The following is a 13,632-nucleotide window of genomic DNA, read 5'->3' as shown; positions in this document are numbered from 1 at the left end:
ACCCCCCCCCCCCCCCCCCGGGCCCGGGGGCCCCCCGGGGCCCCCCCCGGGGGGGGCCGGGGGCCGGGCCGGCCCCCCCCGGGGGGGGGCGGCCACGGCCCGGGGCGGTGCGGGGTGGATCAGCCGTGGACGTAGACGATGCCCAGCTTGGTGAGCTGCCAGAGCTGGTTGGCTGCGCCGGTGTCGGCGGCGAGTTCGACGTACGGGTTGCCCTTGGCGTCGAGGGTGCTGCCGACGGCCAGGACCTTGGTCTGGTCCTGGGAGTCGGCGATCTTGTAGCGGCCGTCGCCGGCCGGCTTGAACACCCAGTGCTGGTTGCCGCCGCCGTTGCAGCGCCACTGCTGGATCCGGGTGCCGGGGGCGGTGGAGGCGGCGTCGGCGTCCAGGCACATGTCCCGGTTGCCGCTGAAGTCGAGCTCGTAGCTGCCGCCGGCCTTGGCCTCCAGGACGAAGGACTGGTTGAGGCCGCCGCCGGCCGGATAGGTGATCGCGGGCCGGCCGTTGGTGGAGTCGCCGTAGCTGCCGCCGCCGGCGAGGTCGAGCACGTTGCCGCCGGCCGCGTTGGTCAACTGGTACCAGGAGCCGTCCTCGGGGACGTCGCCGAACGGCTGTCCGGGAGAGAGCGGCTGGATCGAGGTGGTGTTCTGCTGGTTGAGCGTGCAGTACGCCTGCACCAGCTCGGGCCGGGCGTAGAACTGGCCGAGGCAGACGCCCTCGCCGCGGTAGCCGGCCACCCGCAGGTGGTACGACTGGCGGACCATGTTCATGCACAGCCCGGGGATGCCGATCTGCGAGTCGCAGCCGTTGCGCACCCACTCGGCGAGGTTGATGACGTCCCCGTTGGTGTACTCGTACGGGGAGCTCGTCCACTCCGCGCAGACCTCGTGCCCGAAGGCGACCCGCCGCTGGTCCAGGTACCGGACGCCGGGCACCTGCTCGGCCGCGCCGCGCAGGGCGTCGCTCAGGGTCGGCACCACCCAGTTGTGGCCCCAGGCGAGGTCCTCGGGGAACGCCGGGCAGCCGTCGACGACCTTGCCGAGGTAGTCGTTGCGCCGGATGTCCGGGGTGATCGGGTTGAAGTACGACTGGTAGACCAGCTGGTACGAGGAGTCGGCGTAGCCGGCCCTGCGCATGGTCTGGCGGATGTTCTGGAGCGCCGCGACCACCTTGGGCTGGACGCCCTTGGCCCGCCGGCGGATCTCGTCGCTGCCGATGGTGTCCCGGCAGCCCTGGTCCTTGGGGATCGGGAAGTACTGCGCGAGGCAGTGCATCATGATGCCGCTGAAGTCGAAGTCGTCGTTGGCGCCGATGGTGACGACGACCATCTTGACGTCGTACTTCGCCGCCGTGTCGGCCAGTTTGACGTCCTGCTTGGGCTCGCCGAAGTCGCCGCTGCCGGGGCCGGTGATCTTCGCCAGTTCCGGGTCGCTGACCAGGTCGCCGGTCTGGGCGCCGGAGCAGGCGAGGTCGATCGGGGTGACCCCGGGGATGTCGGTGACGAAGATCTCCGACTTGGGGTGGCGGTGGCAGTAGTTGGTGGGGCTGTCCGTCTCCGGGAAGTAGCCGTCGTTGGTGTCGGTGCCGGCGCCCTCCCCGGAGATGGCGCTGTCGCCGAGGGCGACGATCGCGGCCGGACGGGCGGCCGCGGGCGCGGCCGGGGCGGGGTCGGCCAGCGCGGCGGGGGCGCCGGCCAGGCCGAGGGTGGCGAGAAGGGCTCCGGTGGCGAGCAGTGCGGCGCACCGGGGCGCACCCGTACGCGTCCGCCGCGCCGCCGACAGAGGGGACCTGATCACACGCGACTCCTTGCGGGGTGGGTGGACCGCCCTGGCGGGGCCGCCGAGCGGCGCGGAGCAAGAGAGAGCAGGAAAGGTGAGCAGGTCTCGCATTCTAGGAACTGACAAGTAACACAACAAGACTCGCGACACGGCCGGGAACTGACGGCCCGACGGATTCCGGGAACAGCGGAGAGCCGCCACTCCGCGCCCCAGGAGGGAAGCGCGGAACGGCGGCTCTCACCGGCCGAACCGGGGGTGCGGACTCAGCCCGCGTTGAGGCACTTGTTGCCGAACGCCGGGTTCAGCGCGCCGATGATGTCGATGGTGTTGCCGCAGACGTTCACCGGCACGTGCACCGGGATCTGGATCTGGTTGCCCGAGATGACACCGGGGGAACCGGCGGCAACACCCTGGGCGCCGGCGCTGGCCATCGCGGTACCGGCACCGGTGGCCACGATGCCCACCACGGCCGCGCCGACGGCGGCGGTCTTCTTGATGCTCATGTGAGCCTCCTGACTGTTCGACAGATGTGCACGGGGAGTGCGACATCTAGAACGAGACCCCACCGGCCCGGTTGCGACGGTCCCCGCACTGTCACCCGTCCGGCGCAACGGCGCCGGGAGAGCGGGCATTCGGGTGATCGGGGAGTCGGACCGTTTCCCCGCGCGCGGTGCCTCGTTCTCCCTGACGGAACCCGGTCTCCACGGCCCCCACGCAGCGGGCCCCCCGTACCCGGTGTCCGGCAACCCGTGCCGGAACACCGACCGGAATTCCACCTGGTCACGCCTTTGCCGCGCTTTTCCCGGCCGTGCGGGAATCGCCTCGAAAGGCACCGTGACCCGGCTGCCGCGGTCGCGCCCGAGCCATGGGCGGAACACGCCGATGTGCGCCGACCGAGTGACAATCACGGCTGTCCCTGAAGTCATCGGGCGAGTATTCGTGCTCGCCCGGCTCCCGACATCTCGCTTCCGTCGGGCAGAAATCGGAGGAATGACATGCGTAACTTCAAGAAGGCCGCCGCCCTGTCGCTGGCCGCCAGCGGCCTGGTGCTCGGTGCCGCCGGCGGTGCGTTCGCCAGCGCCGGCGCCGAGGGTGTCGCCGCCGGCTCCCCGGGCGTGCTCTCCGGCAACCAGCTCCAGGTGCCGATCCACATCCCGATCAACCTGTGCGGCAACACCATCAACATCATCGGCCTGCTGAACCCGGCGTTCGGCAACACCTGCGTCAACGCCGGCTGAACCCGCGGTCGCCTTACCGGCGACAGCTGATTCACCGAGCCCGTGCCGCGCCCCGCGACGCCGGGGCGCGGCACGCTCCACCCGTGTGTGATCGAGGAGATCAACCCCCATGCAGAACATGAAGAAGGCCGCCGTCCTGTCCGCCGCCGCTGCTGGCCTGGTGCTCGGCGCGGCCGGCTCCGCCGCCGCCAGCGCGGGCGCCGAGGGCGTGGCCGCCAACTCCCCCGGTGTCGTCTCCGGCAACCAGGTGCAGGTGCCGATCCACATCCCGGTCAACCTCTGCGGCAACTCCATCAACATCATCGGCCTGCTGAACCCGGCCTTCGGCAACGCCTGCGCCAACGTGGAGGCCCCGCCGCAGCACGACGACGACGACTGCTGATCCCCGATCGGCACGCGATCCGGCCGTCCTGCCCCCCGACCAGTCGGCCGGGGGGCAGTTCGGCGTATCCGGACAGCCGTCCGGGACCCCCGATCCTCCGAAGGGTGATCACGATGCTTTCCAAGAAGAGCGCGGCCGGCCTGGCCGCCGCCGTGGGTGCCGCGGTGCTGCTCGGCGCCGGTTCGGCGCAGGCCGCCACCGCCCCGGGCGAGGCCCCGGCCGGCCCGGCCACGCTCACCAAGACCGACCTCGGCCAGGCGCTGGGCGGGACGACCACCGGCCTCGGCTACGGCATCGCGCCGATCAAGAGCCTGCGGCTGGACCCGTGGGCGAACTCCTCGGCCGACTTCCTCAACAACGGCGCGGCCCTCCAGCCGGACCAGGGCCTGCCCGCGGTCGGCACCGGGACGCTGACCGGCCCGCTGAGCGCCGGCGGCGGCGTCAAGGACCTCCCGGTGGTCGGCGGGCTGACCGGCCTGCTGCCGGGCTGAGCGCCCGGGAGCGCGAGAGCCCGGCATCCCGCCGCGCGGGGTGCCGGGCTCTCGCGCCGGACGGGCCTCAGAGCTGGGTGAGGTCGGTCAGACCGGTCTGCCCCACCACGGTGGTGGTCGTCGTGGTGGCGGTGTCGGCCAGGGCGCCCGCCGTGTCGGTGAGGGAGAGCCGGCTGTCATCGCCGCCGAGGCTGGCCTTCGCCCCGGGGATCACCTGCACCGCGCCGGTGATCAGGTGCGGGTCGATCTCGTCCACCTTCAGCCGGCCGCCGGCGAGCTGGCCGGCGCCGTCCTGGGCGAGCGCGAGCGGCTTGCCGAGGGTGAGCCCGGGGGTCCGGGCGTTCAGCGGCGCGGCCGGGGCGTCCAGCAGCACCTCGCCGAGGTCGGCGCTCCGGTCGACCAGCGGGAGTGGCAGGTCGGCCTTGGCGCTCGGGCCGACCTTGCCGGTGGCCAGCTGCGGGAGGATCTGCTCCGGGAGCAGCGCGCCGTCGGAGCTGGTGGTCCGGCCGGGCACCGGCGGCATCACCAGCGAGGTCGGGATGCCGGCCGTGAGGCGGCTGCCCAGCGGGGCGAGCGGGATGTCCGCCGGGACCTGCTGGGTGGCCAGCGCGTCCTCCAGTGCGCCGACCTGATCGAGACCGGTTGGGGCGGCGGCGGAGGCCGACCCCTGGGAGACGAGCACGCCGGCACCGACCGCCAGCAGCATCGCGCCGGCCCGCTTGGAGAACTTCATGCTATTCACCGTTCTGCTGTCCGAACTGGGATCACGGGGGAAGGGCTGCGGGGGTCGCAGCCGGAAAGCAGTCTGCTCAACGAGTGACCGGGACCACGGAATGCGGCGGTTAACCGATTCGGGCTAATAATCCGACCGGAATCCCTTCACCGTCGTGCCTGCGGGACTCTTTTCAAAAATCCCCGTAACCTTCCGTGCCGTCGTTCTTTGATCTGGACGTCAGTGACTGCAGACCGGGTCTGAGCGTTCTCAGCGTTGTACGCACGGAATCCAAAGAGCATTTCAGAGAGGGATCTCGCCATGATCCAGAAGTCCTTCGCCGCCGCCGGCCTGGCCGTCGCCGCGCTGGCCGGTGCCGCCGCGCCCGCCTCCGCCATCGGTGACGCGGACGGCGCCGCCGCCTCCATCGAAGGCAACGGCGGCACCAACTTCACGGGCACGGTCGGGAACAACAGCCCGAACTTCCACTTCCTGGACAACCCGAACATCTGCCTGCCGGAGATCCACAACATCGCCGTCGGCGTGCTCGGCGTGGCCGTCCCGGTCGAGGTCCCGATCGCCAACAACGGCGGCAGGCAGTACTGCACCGTCGGCCAGGGCACCCAGAGCCAGGGCGACGGCGGCGTGTCCCACCTGATCGGCTGATCGGTCGCCGCTCCGTTCGTCCTGCACCACCGTTCGATCCACCTTCGAATCGCTCCCCGATTCACCCCGAGAGGAAAACCGGAAATGATCAAGAAGACCCTCGCCGCCGCCGGCCTGGCCGCCGCCGCCCTCGCGATGTCCGCGGGCTCGGCCTCCGCCATCGTCGACTCGGACGGCGCCGCCACCTCCGTCCAGGGCAACGGCGGCACCAACCACACCGGCACCACCGGCAACGGCAGCCCGAACAGCCACGTTCTGGACAACCCGAACATCTGCCTGCCGGAGATCCACAACATCGCCGTCGCCGTCATCGGCGTCGCGGTGCCGGTCGAGGTTCCGGTCCTGAACAACCAGCCGAAGCAGATCTGCAACGTCGGCCAGAACACCCAGTCCACGGGCGACGCGGGCATCTCGCACCTGATCGGCTGATCGAGGGGCCTGGCACGGACGGAGGGCCCGGGGAGGAACACCTCCCCGGGCCCTCCGGGCTACGCGGACGAGAGCGTCCGTCCGGACCGCGGCGCGGTCCGGACGGGTGAGCGGCGGCCCGGCCCGGCGCGTGGGGTGCCGGGCGGGGCCGCCGGATGTGATCACGTGTCAGAGCGCCCGCGGGGGCGCTCCCAGAGAGAGGGCAGTTCCATGAAGAACAAGCTGGCCAAGGCCGCGCTGACCGCCGTCGCCGCGCTGGCGCTCGCGGGTGCCGCCACCCCGGCCTTCGCCCACGTCGGCCTGATCGGCGGCGGCGAGTTCGTCGCCTCGGCCGACGAGCCGTTCCTGGCCGGCGGGGGCTTCGGCGTCGCCCACGCCGGCGACGTCGCCGCCGGTGGCTTCGGCGGCGGCGCCGCGACCTCCACCGACCTGGTCGGCGGCGGCGCGGGCTTCGCGCACGCCGGGGGCGTGGGCATCTAGCACGAACCCGGAAGGCCGGGCCGCTCCCCTGGGGGACCGGCCCGGCCTTCCGCCGTGCGGCGCCCGCTACTCGAGCATCGCGGCGGCTTCCAGGGCCCAGTAGGTGAGGATCTGCTCGGCGCCCGCGCGGCGGATCGAGGTGAGCGTCTCCATGATCATCCGCTCCCGGTCGATCCAGCCGTTGGCGGCGGCCGCCTCGACCATCGCGTACTCGCCGGACACCTGGTACGCGGAGACCGGCACCGGGGAGGCGTCGGCGACCTGGCGCAGGATGTCCAGGTAGGCCATGGCGGGCTTCACCATCACCATGTCCGCGCCCTCGGCGAGGTCCTGCGCCAGCTCGCGCAGCGACTCCCGGGCGTTGGCCGGGTCCTGCTGGTAGGTCTTGCGGTCGCCCTTGAGCGAGGAGCCGACGGCCTCGCGGAACGGGCCGTAGAAGGCCGAGGCGTACTTGGCGGTGTAGGCGAGGATGCCCACGTCCTGGTGCCCGGCGTCGTCCAGCGCCCGCCGGACCACGCCGATCTGGCCGTCCATCATGCCGGACGGGCCGACCAGGTGGACGCCGGCGTCGGCCTGCACCCGGGCCATCTCGGCGTAGCGCTCCAGGGTGGCGTCGTTGTCGACGCTGCCGTCGGCGGCCAGCACGCCGCAGTGGCCGTGGTCGGTGTACTCGTCCAGGCAGAGGTCCGACATGACCACCAGCGAGTCGCCGACCTCGGAGACCACGTCCCGGATCGCCTGCTGGAGGATGCCGTCCGGGTTGGTGCCCTCGCTGCCGACGGCGTCCTGCACCTCCGGGACGCCGAACAGCATGAGGCCGCCCAGCCCCGCCTCGGCCGCCTCCACCGCGGCCTTGCGCAGGGTGTCCCGGGTGTGCTGGACCACGCCCGGCATCGACGTCACCGGGACGGGCTCGCTGACGCCCTCGCGGACGAACAGCGGCAGGATCAGCTCCGCCGGGTGCAGCCGGGTCTCGGCCACCAGGCGGCGCATCGCCGGGCTCCGGCGCAGCCGGCGGGGGCGTACGTACGGGAATTCAGCGGTCACGGCTTCTCTCTCCGAACGGTTGTGCAGTGCCGGGGGCGACGGTCGGCCGCCCCCGGCCGTGAGGGGTGTCAGCGGGCCTTGCGGCGCGAGCCGGGACGGCGCTCGCTGGGCCGGTAGACCGGCTCGCCGGCGGCCGTCGCGGTGTCGCGGCGCTTGGCCCCGAAGTCTGCCAGCGCCTGGGCCAGCGCGGCCGCCGACGGCGCCGGGGCCATCACGTCGACCCGCAGGCCGTGCTCCTCGGCGGTCTTGGCGGTGGCCGGGCCGATGCAGGCGATGACCGTCACGTTGTGCGGCTTGCCCGCGATGCCGACCAGGTTCCGGACGGTCGAGGACGAGGTGAACAGCACCGCGTCGAAGCCGCCGCCCTTGATCGCCTCGCGGGTCTCGGCCGGCGGCGGCGAGGCGCGCACCGTCCGGTACGCCGTCACGTCGTCGACCTCCCAGCCGAGCTCGACCAGGCCGGCCACCAGGGTCTCGGTGGCGATGTCGGCGCGCGGCAGCAGCACCCGGTCGATCGGGTCGAAGACCGGGTCGTACGGCGGCCAGTCCTCCAGCAGCCCGGCCGCGGACTGCTCGCCGGAGGGCACCAGGTCCGGCTTCACGCCGAAGTCCACCAGGGCCTGCGCGGTGGTCTCGCCGACCGCCGCGACCTTGATCCCGGCGAACGCGCGGGCGTCCAGGCCGTACTCCTCGAACTTCTCCCGGACGGCGCGCACCGCGTTCACCGAGGTGAAGGCGATCCACTCGTAGCGGCCGGTGACCAGGCCCTTGATGGCCCGCTCCATCTGCTGCGGGGTGCGCGGCGGCTCGACCGCGATGGTCGGCACCTCCTGCGGCACCGCGCCGTACGAGCGCAGCTGCTCGGACAGGCCGGTGGCCTGCTCCTTTGTGCGCGGCACGAGGACGTTCCAGCCGAACAGCGGCTTGGTCTCGAACCACGAGTGCGAGGCCCGGTGGGCGACCTGCTCGCCCACCACGGCTATCACCGAGGTGGCCGGGTCGACCGGCGCGGAGACCGGCGACGGCAGCACCCGGGCGGCCTTCAGGTCGGCCGCGATGCCGGACAGGGTGGAGGTGAAGGTCCGCTGGCGGGTGGTGGTGCCGGAGAGCGTGGCGCTCAGCGCCGACTCCGGCTTGCGGCCGCCGGCGACCAGCGCGGCGGCGGTGGCGGGCAACTGGCCCAGGGTGGTGCGGACCACCAGGGTGGTCTCCGGCACGCCCAGGTCCACCGGACCGCCGGCCAGCAGCGCGGCGCCGTCCACGAAGCGCACGTCGGTGCCGGAGCCGGCCCGCAGCGGGACGCCCGCGTACGCCGGGACGCCGACCGACTGGGCGACGCCCGGGATCACCTCGAACGGGATCCCGTCGCCCGCGCAGCTGAGCATCTCCTCGGCGGCGCAGCCGTCCAGGCCGGGGTCGCCGTCGACGGTGCGGACCACGTGCTTGCCGGAGCGGACGGCCTCGGCGACCAGCTTGGCCAGGTCGAAGTCGGCGCCCTCGGCGGCCGGGGCGTGCACCTGCACGCCGGCCGGGCAGTGGCTGCGCACGGCGGCGGCGGTCAGCGGGTCGGTGACCAGCACGTCGGCGGTGGACAGCACCTCGACCGCGCGCAGGGTCAGCAGGCCCGGGTCCCCGGGGCCCGCGCCCAGGAAGGTGCACCGTCCGGTGGCGGGCTGTCCCGCCGGGAACAGGGCGTCGGTGGCGGTGGTGGGGCTCATCGGGCTCGCTCCCCCATCAGGGCGGCCGCGCCCCCGGCGAGCAGCCGGTCAGCCAGCGCGCGGCCGAGGGCCGCCGCCTGCTGCTCGGCGGACTCGTCGAGGACGATCGGACCGTTGGCGGACATCTTCAGCAGGGCGGTTCCGTCGGGGTCGCCGACCACGCCGTCCAGCCGCAGTTCGTTCTCCCGGCCCCAGGTGGCCAGCGCGGCCACCGGCGCCGAGCAGCCGGCCTCCAGGGTGGCCAGCAGGGCGCGCTCGGCGGCCACCGCGACCCGGGTGGGGGCGTGGTCCAGGGCCGCGAGCGCGGCGGTCAGGTCCGTGTCGGCGCTGGTGCACTCGATCGCGAGCGCGCCCTGGCCGGGGGCCGGGACCATCACCTCGGTGCCGAGGTGCTCGGATATCTCGGCGCTGCGGCCGAGCCGGTTCAGGCCGGCCGTCGCCAGCACCACCGCGTCCAGCTCGCCGCCGGTCACGAAGCCGATCCGGGTGTCCACGTTGCCGCGGATCGCGACGGTCTCCAGCTGGGCGCCGCGGGCGGCGGCCCAGGCGTTCAGCTGCGCCATCCGGCGGGGCGAGCCGGTGCCGATCCGGGCCGGCCGACCGGCTCCGGCCAGCTTCTCCACCAGCTCCTCCAGGCCCAGGCCCTCGACCGCGACCAGGGCGTCCCGGACGTCCTCGCGCTCGGGGACGGCGGCCAGCGCCAGGCCCGCGGGGGCGGCGGTGGGCAGGTCCTTGAGCGAGTGCACGGCGAAGTCGATCCGGCCCTCCAGCAGCGCGTCGCGCAGCGCGGAGACGAACACCCCGGTGCCGCCGATCTGCGCCAGCGACTCCCGGGAGGTGTCTCCGTAGGTGGTGATCTCGACCAGCTCGACGGGGCGCCCGGTGACCCTGGTCACCTCGCGGGCCACCATGCCCGACTGCGCCATGGCGAGGGCGCTGCGCCGGGTGCCGAGCCGCAGGGCCGTGGTGGCCGCGGGCTGCTCCGTGATCGGTTGACCATTCATGAGGTGATCGTCCCGGTGGTACTCGTGGGATGGCTGACGGTTCATCTGGGGCCCCCGGCCGAGGGCTGGGGCGCGCCGCCGACGGGCGTGCCCGACACGGCGTGCACGGCCGCCGGGTCGAGGTCGAACAGTTCGCGCAGCGCCTCCGCGTAGGAGGCGCCGCCGGGCTCGGCGGCCAGCTGCTTCACCCGGACGGTCGGGGCGTGCAGCAGCTTGTCGACGACGCGGCGGACGGTCTGGGTGATCTCGGCGCGCGAGCGCTCGTCCAGGTCCGGCAGCCGGGACTCCAGCCGGCCGAGCTCGGCGGCGACCACGTCGGAGGCCATCGAGCGCAGCGCGACCACGGTCGGCGCGATCCGGGCGGCCCGCTGGGCGGCGCCGAAGGCGGTCACCTCGTCGGAGACGATCCGGGTGACCTGGTCGACGTCGCCGGCGCCGGGGCTGGCGGCGTGCGCGTGGGAGAGGCTCTCCAGGTCGACCAGCAGGGCGCCGGGCAGCTCGTGCACGGCGTGGTCGACGTCGCGGGGCATGGCCAGGTCGAGCAGGGCGAGCGGCTCGGCGGACCGGCGGGAGGCGACCGCGGCGGCCACGTCCTCGGCCTTGACCACCACGCCGGCCGCGCCGGTGCAGGAGATCACCAGGTCCACGTCGGCGAGCGCCTCCGGCACCTTGCCGAGGTCCAGGACCCGGGCCACGTCCGGGCCGAGGATCTCGACCAGCCGCTCGGCGCGGGCCGGTGTCCGGTTGGCGATCAGCAGGTCGGTCACGCCGGAGCGGACCAGGGTGGCGGCGGCCAGCGAGCTCATCGAGCCGGCCCCGACCACCAGCGCGCGCTTGCCGGCGATCTCGCCCGCGCCCGCCGCGACCTGCTCCAGGCCGAAGGTGACCAGCGACTGGCCGGCCTTGTCGATGCCGGTCTCGCTGTGCGCCCGCTTGCCGACCCGCAGCGCCTGCTGGAACAGCTCGTTCAGGCCGCGCCCGGCGGTGTGCTCCTCCTGGGCCTTGGCCAGCGCGTCGCGCAGCTGGCCGAGGATCTGGCCCTCGCCGACGACCATCGAGTCCAGGCCGCAGGCCACCGAGAAGAGGTGGTGGACGGCGCGGTCCTCGTAGTGGACGTACAGGTGGGAGGTCAGTTCCTCCAGGTCCACTCCGCTGTGGTGGGCCAGCAGCAGCGACAGCTCGGCGACGCCGGCGTGGAACTTGTCCACGTCCGCGTACAGCTCGATCCGGTTGCAGGTGTTCAGCAGCGCGGCCTCGCCGACGGTGGCGGTGGCGGCCGCGTCGTGCAGCAGCCGGGTCGGCACGTCACCGGTCAGCGCCGCGCGTTCCAGCACCCCGACCGGGGCCGTGCGATGGCTCAGCCCTACGACGAGAAGGCTCATGCCCGCCCCCCACAGCTCTCGGTGTTCATGCGGGCATCACCGCGGAGAGATCCCCGTCGCCGCCCTTGGCGGACTTTCCCTTGGCCTGCTCGGCCTGGTCCTTGGCCGCCGACTCGACGGCGCCCCGGCCCTTGCCGGTGCCGCCGGCCGCGCGGCGCAGCTTGGCGGCCGCCGCCCGGACCGGACCGGGGGCGCGGTCCAGCACCGACTCGGCGCGGTCGTCCGGCTCCTCGCCGGCCTTGCGCTGCTCGTGGAAGGCCAGGATCTGGAGCTCGATGGAGAGGTCCACCTTGCGCACGTCCACGCCGTCCGGGACGGTCAGCACGGTCGGGGCGAAGTTCAGGATGCTGGTGACGCCGGCCTCGACCAGCCGGTCGCAGACCTGCTGGGCGGCGCCGGGCGGGGTGGTGATCACACCGATGGAGACGTGCTGGCTCTCGACGATCGACTCCAGCTCGTCCATGTGCCGCACCGGCAGTCCGGCCGCGGTGGAACCGACCACGTTGGGGTCGGCGTCCAGCAGGGCGGCGACCCGGAAGCCGCGGGAGGCGAACCCGCCGTAGTTGGCGAGCGCGTGGCCGAGGTTCCCGATCCCGACGATGACGACCGGCCAGTCCTGGGTCAGGCCGAGCTCGCGGGAGATCTGGTAGACGAGGTACTCGACGTCGTAGCCGACACCGCGGGTGCCGTACGAACCGAGGTAGGAGAAGTCCTTGCGCAGCTTGGCCGAGTTCACGCCGGCCGCGGCGGCCAGCTCCTCGGAGGAGACGGTCGGCACCGAGCGCTCGGAGAGCGCGGTGAGGGCCCGCAGATAGAGGGGCAGGCGGGCGACCGTCGCCTCCGGGATGCCCCGGGCACGCGAGGGTCGGCGCGCGGCGCCCTGGTCGGGCGTCTGCGAACTGCTCTGTGGTGATCGGCCGATTGCCACGGTGCTCCTGTGGGTGAAGCTGGGCTTTGACAGCCAGGCTATGCGTTTGTGAACGTGTGCACAAAGATGGTGTCCGTTTTGTCCCCGCACAGTGATGCGCATCACGCCGTCGAACCCATAGCACCGGAGGGGGTCAGGACGATCTCCGGGGCCTGGGAACCGGGCAGCCAGGGGCCGTGCGGAGCCTCCCGGCGCAGCAGCGGGACGGCGGCGCCGGACGGGCGGGAGCGGGCCCGGCCCAGCCGGGGCCAGGGCACCCGGGCGGCCTCCCGCAGCGGGCCGGTCCAGTCGTCCGGCGGGCAGGAGGGGGCGTCCAGGCAGTGCCGCAGCAGCTCGGCGGTCACCCGGGCGTCGCCCAGCGCGGTGTGCGCCGGGTACCAGCCAAGGCCCGCCGCCTCCACGCAGGCCGCCAGGCCGTGGCCGCGGGCCTCCGGCAGGTGGGCGCGGGCCAGCCGCATCGTGCACAGCAGCGGGACCGGGGGCAGCGGCACCCCGATCCGGGCGAACTCGCGGTCCAGGAAGGCGTGGTCGCAGCTGACGTGGTGACCGACCAGCACCCGGCCGGCCAGCAGCTCCAGCAGCCGCGGGGCGATCTCGCGGAAGCGCGGGGCGCCCTCGACGTCGCACTGGCGTATCCGGTGCACGTGGGTCGGGCCGACCGGGCCCAGCGGATCCAGCAGGGTGGCGAACTCCCCCTCGGGGCGGAGCCGCTCGTCCAGCAGCACCACCGCGACCTCGACCACCCGGTGCCGCCACGGACTGCGGCCGGTCGCCTCCACGTCCACCACGGCGAAGCCGCCGGTCCCCTCCGGGGCTCGGGGCGTCGCGGGGGTCGGGCCGGGAAGCATGGCGCACTCCTCGTGTGCTCAGCCCCCCATGGGCGCAAACGCGTTCGATCGTAAGCCGACCAACCCGCGCCGCCCCAAGCCGGAACGGAGTGTCTTTGGCAACGATTCGGCGAACCGCCCCCGCCGATCGGCGGGGGGCGGCGCACGGCCGGACACCCGGTCAGGACCGGCTCAGCCGCCGAGGGCGGTGCGCAGCCGGCGCTCGTCGACCCGCCAGAAGTCGTGCTGGCGGCCGTCGACCAGGGTGACCGGGATCTGCTCCCAGTAGCGGCGGTACAGCTCCTCGTCCTGGGTGATGTCCCGCTCCTCGAAGGACGCCCCCAGGTCGCCCGTCACCCGGAGGATCACCTCGCGGGCCTCGTCGCACAGGTGGCAGCCGGGCTTGCCGACCAGGGTCACGGTCCGGTCCGCGGGCTTGGGGCTCTTACGTCGCAGCAGTGGGCTCACCGCCCCATTCTCCGCCATCGCACCCGCCCGCCCGGAGCTCCCGGCACCCGGTGGAGCTGTTCACCCCGCGGGCACGGCTCCGTCA

The 13,632-nt window shown here is 73.5% G+C and carries 16 protein-coding genes; 6 read left to right on the top strand and 10 right to left on the bottom strand.

Annotation, left to right across the window (positions count from 1 at the left end; translation table 11 throughout):
• Positions 1 to 119: 119 nt before the first annotated feature.
• Together ACIQI7_RS23295 and ACIQI7_RS23290 are read right to left on the bottom strand one after the other, a co-directional pair.
• The gene (locus ACIQI7_RS23295) at positions 120 to 1,793 is read right to left on the bottom strand and encodes an RICIN domain-containing protein (protein WP_401113000.1); all 1,674 of its coding nucleotides are present in this window, start codon (positions 1,791 to 1,793) and stop codon (positions 120 to 122) included.
• Positions 1,794 to 2,038: 245 nt separating this feature from the next.
• A complete protein-coding gene (locus ACIQI7_RS23290; RefSeq protein WP_387753002.1) occupies positions 2,039 to 2,278 on the bottom strand; it encodes a chaplin in 240 nt (79 codons plus the stop codon).
• Positions 2,279 to 2,770: 492 nt separating this feature from the next.
• Here ACIQI7_RS23290 and ACIQI7_RS23285 point away from each other — a divergent pair, with 492 nt between their 5' ends.
• From ACIQI7_RS23285 to ACIQI7_RS23275, 3 genes are all read left to right on the top strand, one after another.
• On the top strand, positions 2,771 to 3,013 hold the full coding sequence (locus ACIQI7_RS23285; protein WP_401112998.1) for a chaplin: 243 nt from the start codon (positions 2,771 to 2,773) through the stop codon (positions 3,011 to 3,013).
• A 109-nt stretch (positions 3,014 to 3,122) separates the two neighbouring features.
• Positions 3,123 to 3,395 carry a chaplin gene (locus ACIQI7_RS23280; RefSeq protein ID WP_401112996.1) on the top strand — a complete coding sequence of 91 codons (273 nt, stop codon included), beginning with the start codon at positions 3,123 to 3,125 and terminating at the stop codon, positions 3,393 to 3,395.
• A 113-nt stretch (positions 3,396 to 3,508) separates the two neighbouring features.
• Positions 3,509 to 3,886: a hypothetical protein gene (locus tag ACIQI7_RS23275; RefSeq protein ID WP_387753207.1), complete on the top strand. Its 378-nt coding sequence runs from the start codon at positions 3,509 to 3,511 to the stop codon at positions 3,884 to 3,886.
• 67 nt (positions 3,887 to 3,953) lie between these two features.
• On the opposite strand, the gene ACIQI7_RS23270 is transcribed toward ACIQI7_RS23275, so the two are convergent.
• A complete protein-coding gene (locus tag ACIQI7_RS23270) occupies positions 3,954 to 4,619 on the bottom strand; it encodes a hypothetical protein (protein ID WP_401112994.1) in 666 nt (221 codons plus the stop codon).
• 300 nt (positions 4,620 to 4,919) lie between these two features.
• Here ACIQI7_RS23270 and ACIQI7_RS23265 point away from each other — a divergent pair, with 300 nt between their 5' ends.
• The 3 genes from ACIQI7_RS23265 to ACIQI7_RS23255 all read left to right on the top strand — a co-directional run bounded on the left by ACIQI7_RS23265 (position 4,920) and on the right by ACIQI7_RS23255 (position 6,173).
• A complete protein-coding gene (locus ACIQI7_RS23265; protein WP_359902775.1) occupies positions 4,920 to 5,264 on the top strand; it encodes a rodlet layer protein in 345 nt (114 codons plus the stop codon).
• A gap of 84 nt (positions 5,265 to 5,348) precedes the next feature.
• Complete coding sequence (locus ACIQI7_RS23260; protein ID WP_387752993.1) at positions 5,349 to 5,693, top strand: rodlet layer protein; 345 nt, start codon at positions 5,349 to 5,351, stop codon at positions 5,691 to 5,693.
• Positions 5,694 to 5,903: 210 nt separating this feature from the next.
• Complete coding sequence (locus ACIQI7_RS23255) at positions 5,904 to 6,173, top strand: hypothetical protein (protein ID WP_387752990.1); 270 nt, start codon at positions 5,904 to 5,906, stop codon at positions 6,171 to 6,173.
• Positions 6,174 to 6,239: 66 nt separating this feature from the next.
• On the opposite strand, the gene hemB is transcribed toward ACIQI7_RS23255, so the two are convergent.
• The 7 genes from hemB to ACIQI7_RS23220 all read right to left on the bottom strand — a co-directional run bounded on the left by hemB (position 6,240) and on the right by ACIQI7_RS23220 (position 13,565).
• The gene (hemB, locus tag ACIQI7_RS23250; RefSeq protein WP_401112990.1) at positions 6,240 to 7,220 is read right to left on the bottom strand and encodes a porphobilinogen synthase; all 981 of its coding nucleotides are present in this window, start codon (positions 7,218 to 7,220) and stop codon (positions 6,240 to 6,242) included.
• 68 nt (positions 7,221 to 7,288) lie between these two features.
• Positions 7,289 to 8,938 carry a uroporphyrinogen-III synthase gene (locus tag ACIQI7_RS23245; protein ID WP_401112989.1) on the bottom strand — a complete coding sequence of 550 codons (1,650 nt, stop codon included), beginning with the start codon at positions 8,936 to 8,938 and terminating at the stop codon, positions 7,289 to 7,291.
• Positions 8,935 to 9,942 (bottom strand): hydroxymethylbilane synthase, encoded by a 1,008-nt coding sequence (gene hemC, locus ACIQI7_RS23240; RefSeq protein WP_401112987.1) that lies wholly within the window; start codon positions 9,940 to 9,942, stop codon positions 8,935 to 8,937. The genes ACIQI7_RS23245 and hemC overlap by 4 nt, the downstream gene beginning before the upstream one ends.
• Positions 9,943 to 9,983: 41 nt before the next feature.
• Positions 9,984 to 11,324 carry a glutamyl-tRNA reductase gene (locus ACIQI7_RS23235; protein WP_387752979.1) on the bottom strand — a complete coding sequence of 447 codons (1,341 nt, stop codon included), beginning with the start codon at positions 11,322 to 11,324 and terminating at the stop codon, positions 9,984 to 9,986.
• Positions 11,325 to 11,349: 25 nt separating this feature from the next.
• The gene (locus ACIQI7_RS23230; RefSeq protein WP_387752976.1) at positions 11,350 to 12,252 is read right to left on the bottom strand and encodes a redox-sensing transcriptional repressor Rex; all 903 of its coding nucleotides are present in this window, start codon (positions 12,250 to 12,252) and stop codon (positions 11,350 to 11,352) included.
• Positions 12,253 to 12,353: 101 nt separating this feature from the next.
• The gene (locus ACIQI7_RS23225) at positions 12,354 to 13,100 is read right to left on the bottom strand and encodes an exonuclease domain-containing protein (protein ID WP_401112984.1); all 747 of its coding nucleotides are present in this window, start codon (positions 13,098 to 13,100) and stop codon (positions 12,354 to 12,356) included.
• 171 nt (positions 13,101 to 13,271) lie between these two features.
• Complete coding sequence (locus ACIQI7_RS23220; protein ID WP_387752971.1) at positions 13,272 to 13,565, bottom strand: glutaredoxin family protein; 294 nt, start codon at positions 13,563 to 13,565, stop codon at positions 13,272 to 13,274.
• Positions 13,566 to 13,632: the final 67 nt, after the last annotated feature.

This window comes from Kitasatospora sp. NPDC092039, assembly GCF_044756065.1.
GTDB lineage: Bacteria > Actinomycetota > Actinomycetes > Streptomycetales > Streptomycetaceae > Kitasatospora.
Note: the sequence above shows the minus strand (reverse complement) of the source record. Positions and strands in the feature narration are given on the sequence as shown.

Excerpts from the sequence above, each read along its gene's own strand:
- ACIQI7_RS23290 (WP_387753002.1), bottom strand. The coding sequence starts at position 2,278 with ATGAGCATCAAGAAGACCGCCGCCGTCGGCGCGGCCGTGGTGGGCATC.
- ACIQI7_RS23285 (WP_401112998.1), top strand. The coding sequence starts at position 2,771 with ATGCGTAACTTCAAGAAGGCCGCCGCCCTGTCGCTGGCCGCCAGCGGC.
- ACIQI7_RS23280 (WP_401112996.1), top strand. The coding sequence starts at position 3,123 with ATGCAGAACATGAAGAAGGCCGCCGTCCTGTCCGCCGCCGCTGCTGGC.
- ACIQI7_RS23275 (WP_387753207.1), top strand. The coding sequence starts at position 3,509 with ATGCTTTCCAAGAAGAGCGCGGCCGGCCTGGCCGCCGCCGTGGGTGCC.
- ACIQI7_RS23270 (WP_401112994.1), bottom strand. The coding sequence starts at position 4,619 with ATGAAGTTCTCCAAGCGGGCCGGCGCGATGCTGCTGGCGGTCGGTGCC.
- ACIQI7_RS23265 (WP_359902775.1), top strand. The coding sequence starts at position 4,920 with ATGATCCAGAAGTCCTTCGCCGCCGCCGGCCTGGCCGTCGCCGCGCTG.
- ACIQI7_RS23260 (WP_387752993.1), top strand. The coding sequence starts at position 5,349 with ATGATCAAGAAGACCCTCGCCGCCGCCGGCCTGGCCGCCGCCGCCCTC.
- ACIQI7_RS23255 (WP_387752990.1), top strand. The coding sequence starts at position 5,904 with ATGAAGAACAAGCTGGCCAAGGCCGCGCTGACCGCCGTCGCCGCGCTG.
- ACIQI7_RS23245 (WP_401112989.1), bottom strand. The coding sequence starts at position 8,938 with ATGAGCCCCACCACCGCCACCGACGCCCTGTTCCCGGCGGGACAGCCC.
- hemC (WP_401112987.1), bottom strand. The coding sequence starts at position 9,942 with ATGAATGGTCAACCGATCACGGAGCAGCCCGCGGCCACCACGGCCCTG.
- ACIQI7_RS23235 (WP_387752979.1), bottom strand. The coding sequence starts at position 11,324 with ATGAGCCTTCTCGTCGTAGGGCTGAGCCATCGCACGGCCCCGGTCGGG.
- ACIQI7_RS23225 (WP_401112984.1), bottom strand. The coding sequence starts at position 13,100 with ATGCTTCCCGGCCCGACCCCCGCGACGCCCCGAGCCCCGGAGGGGACC.
- ACIQI7_RS23220 (WP_387752971.1), bottom strand. The coding sequence starts at position 13,565 with ATGGCGGAGAATGGGGCGGTGAGCCCACTGCTGCGACGTAAGAGCCCC.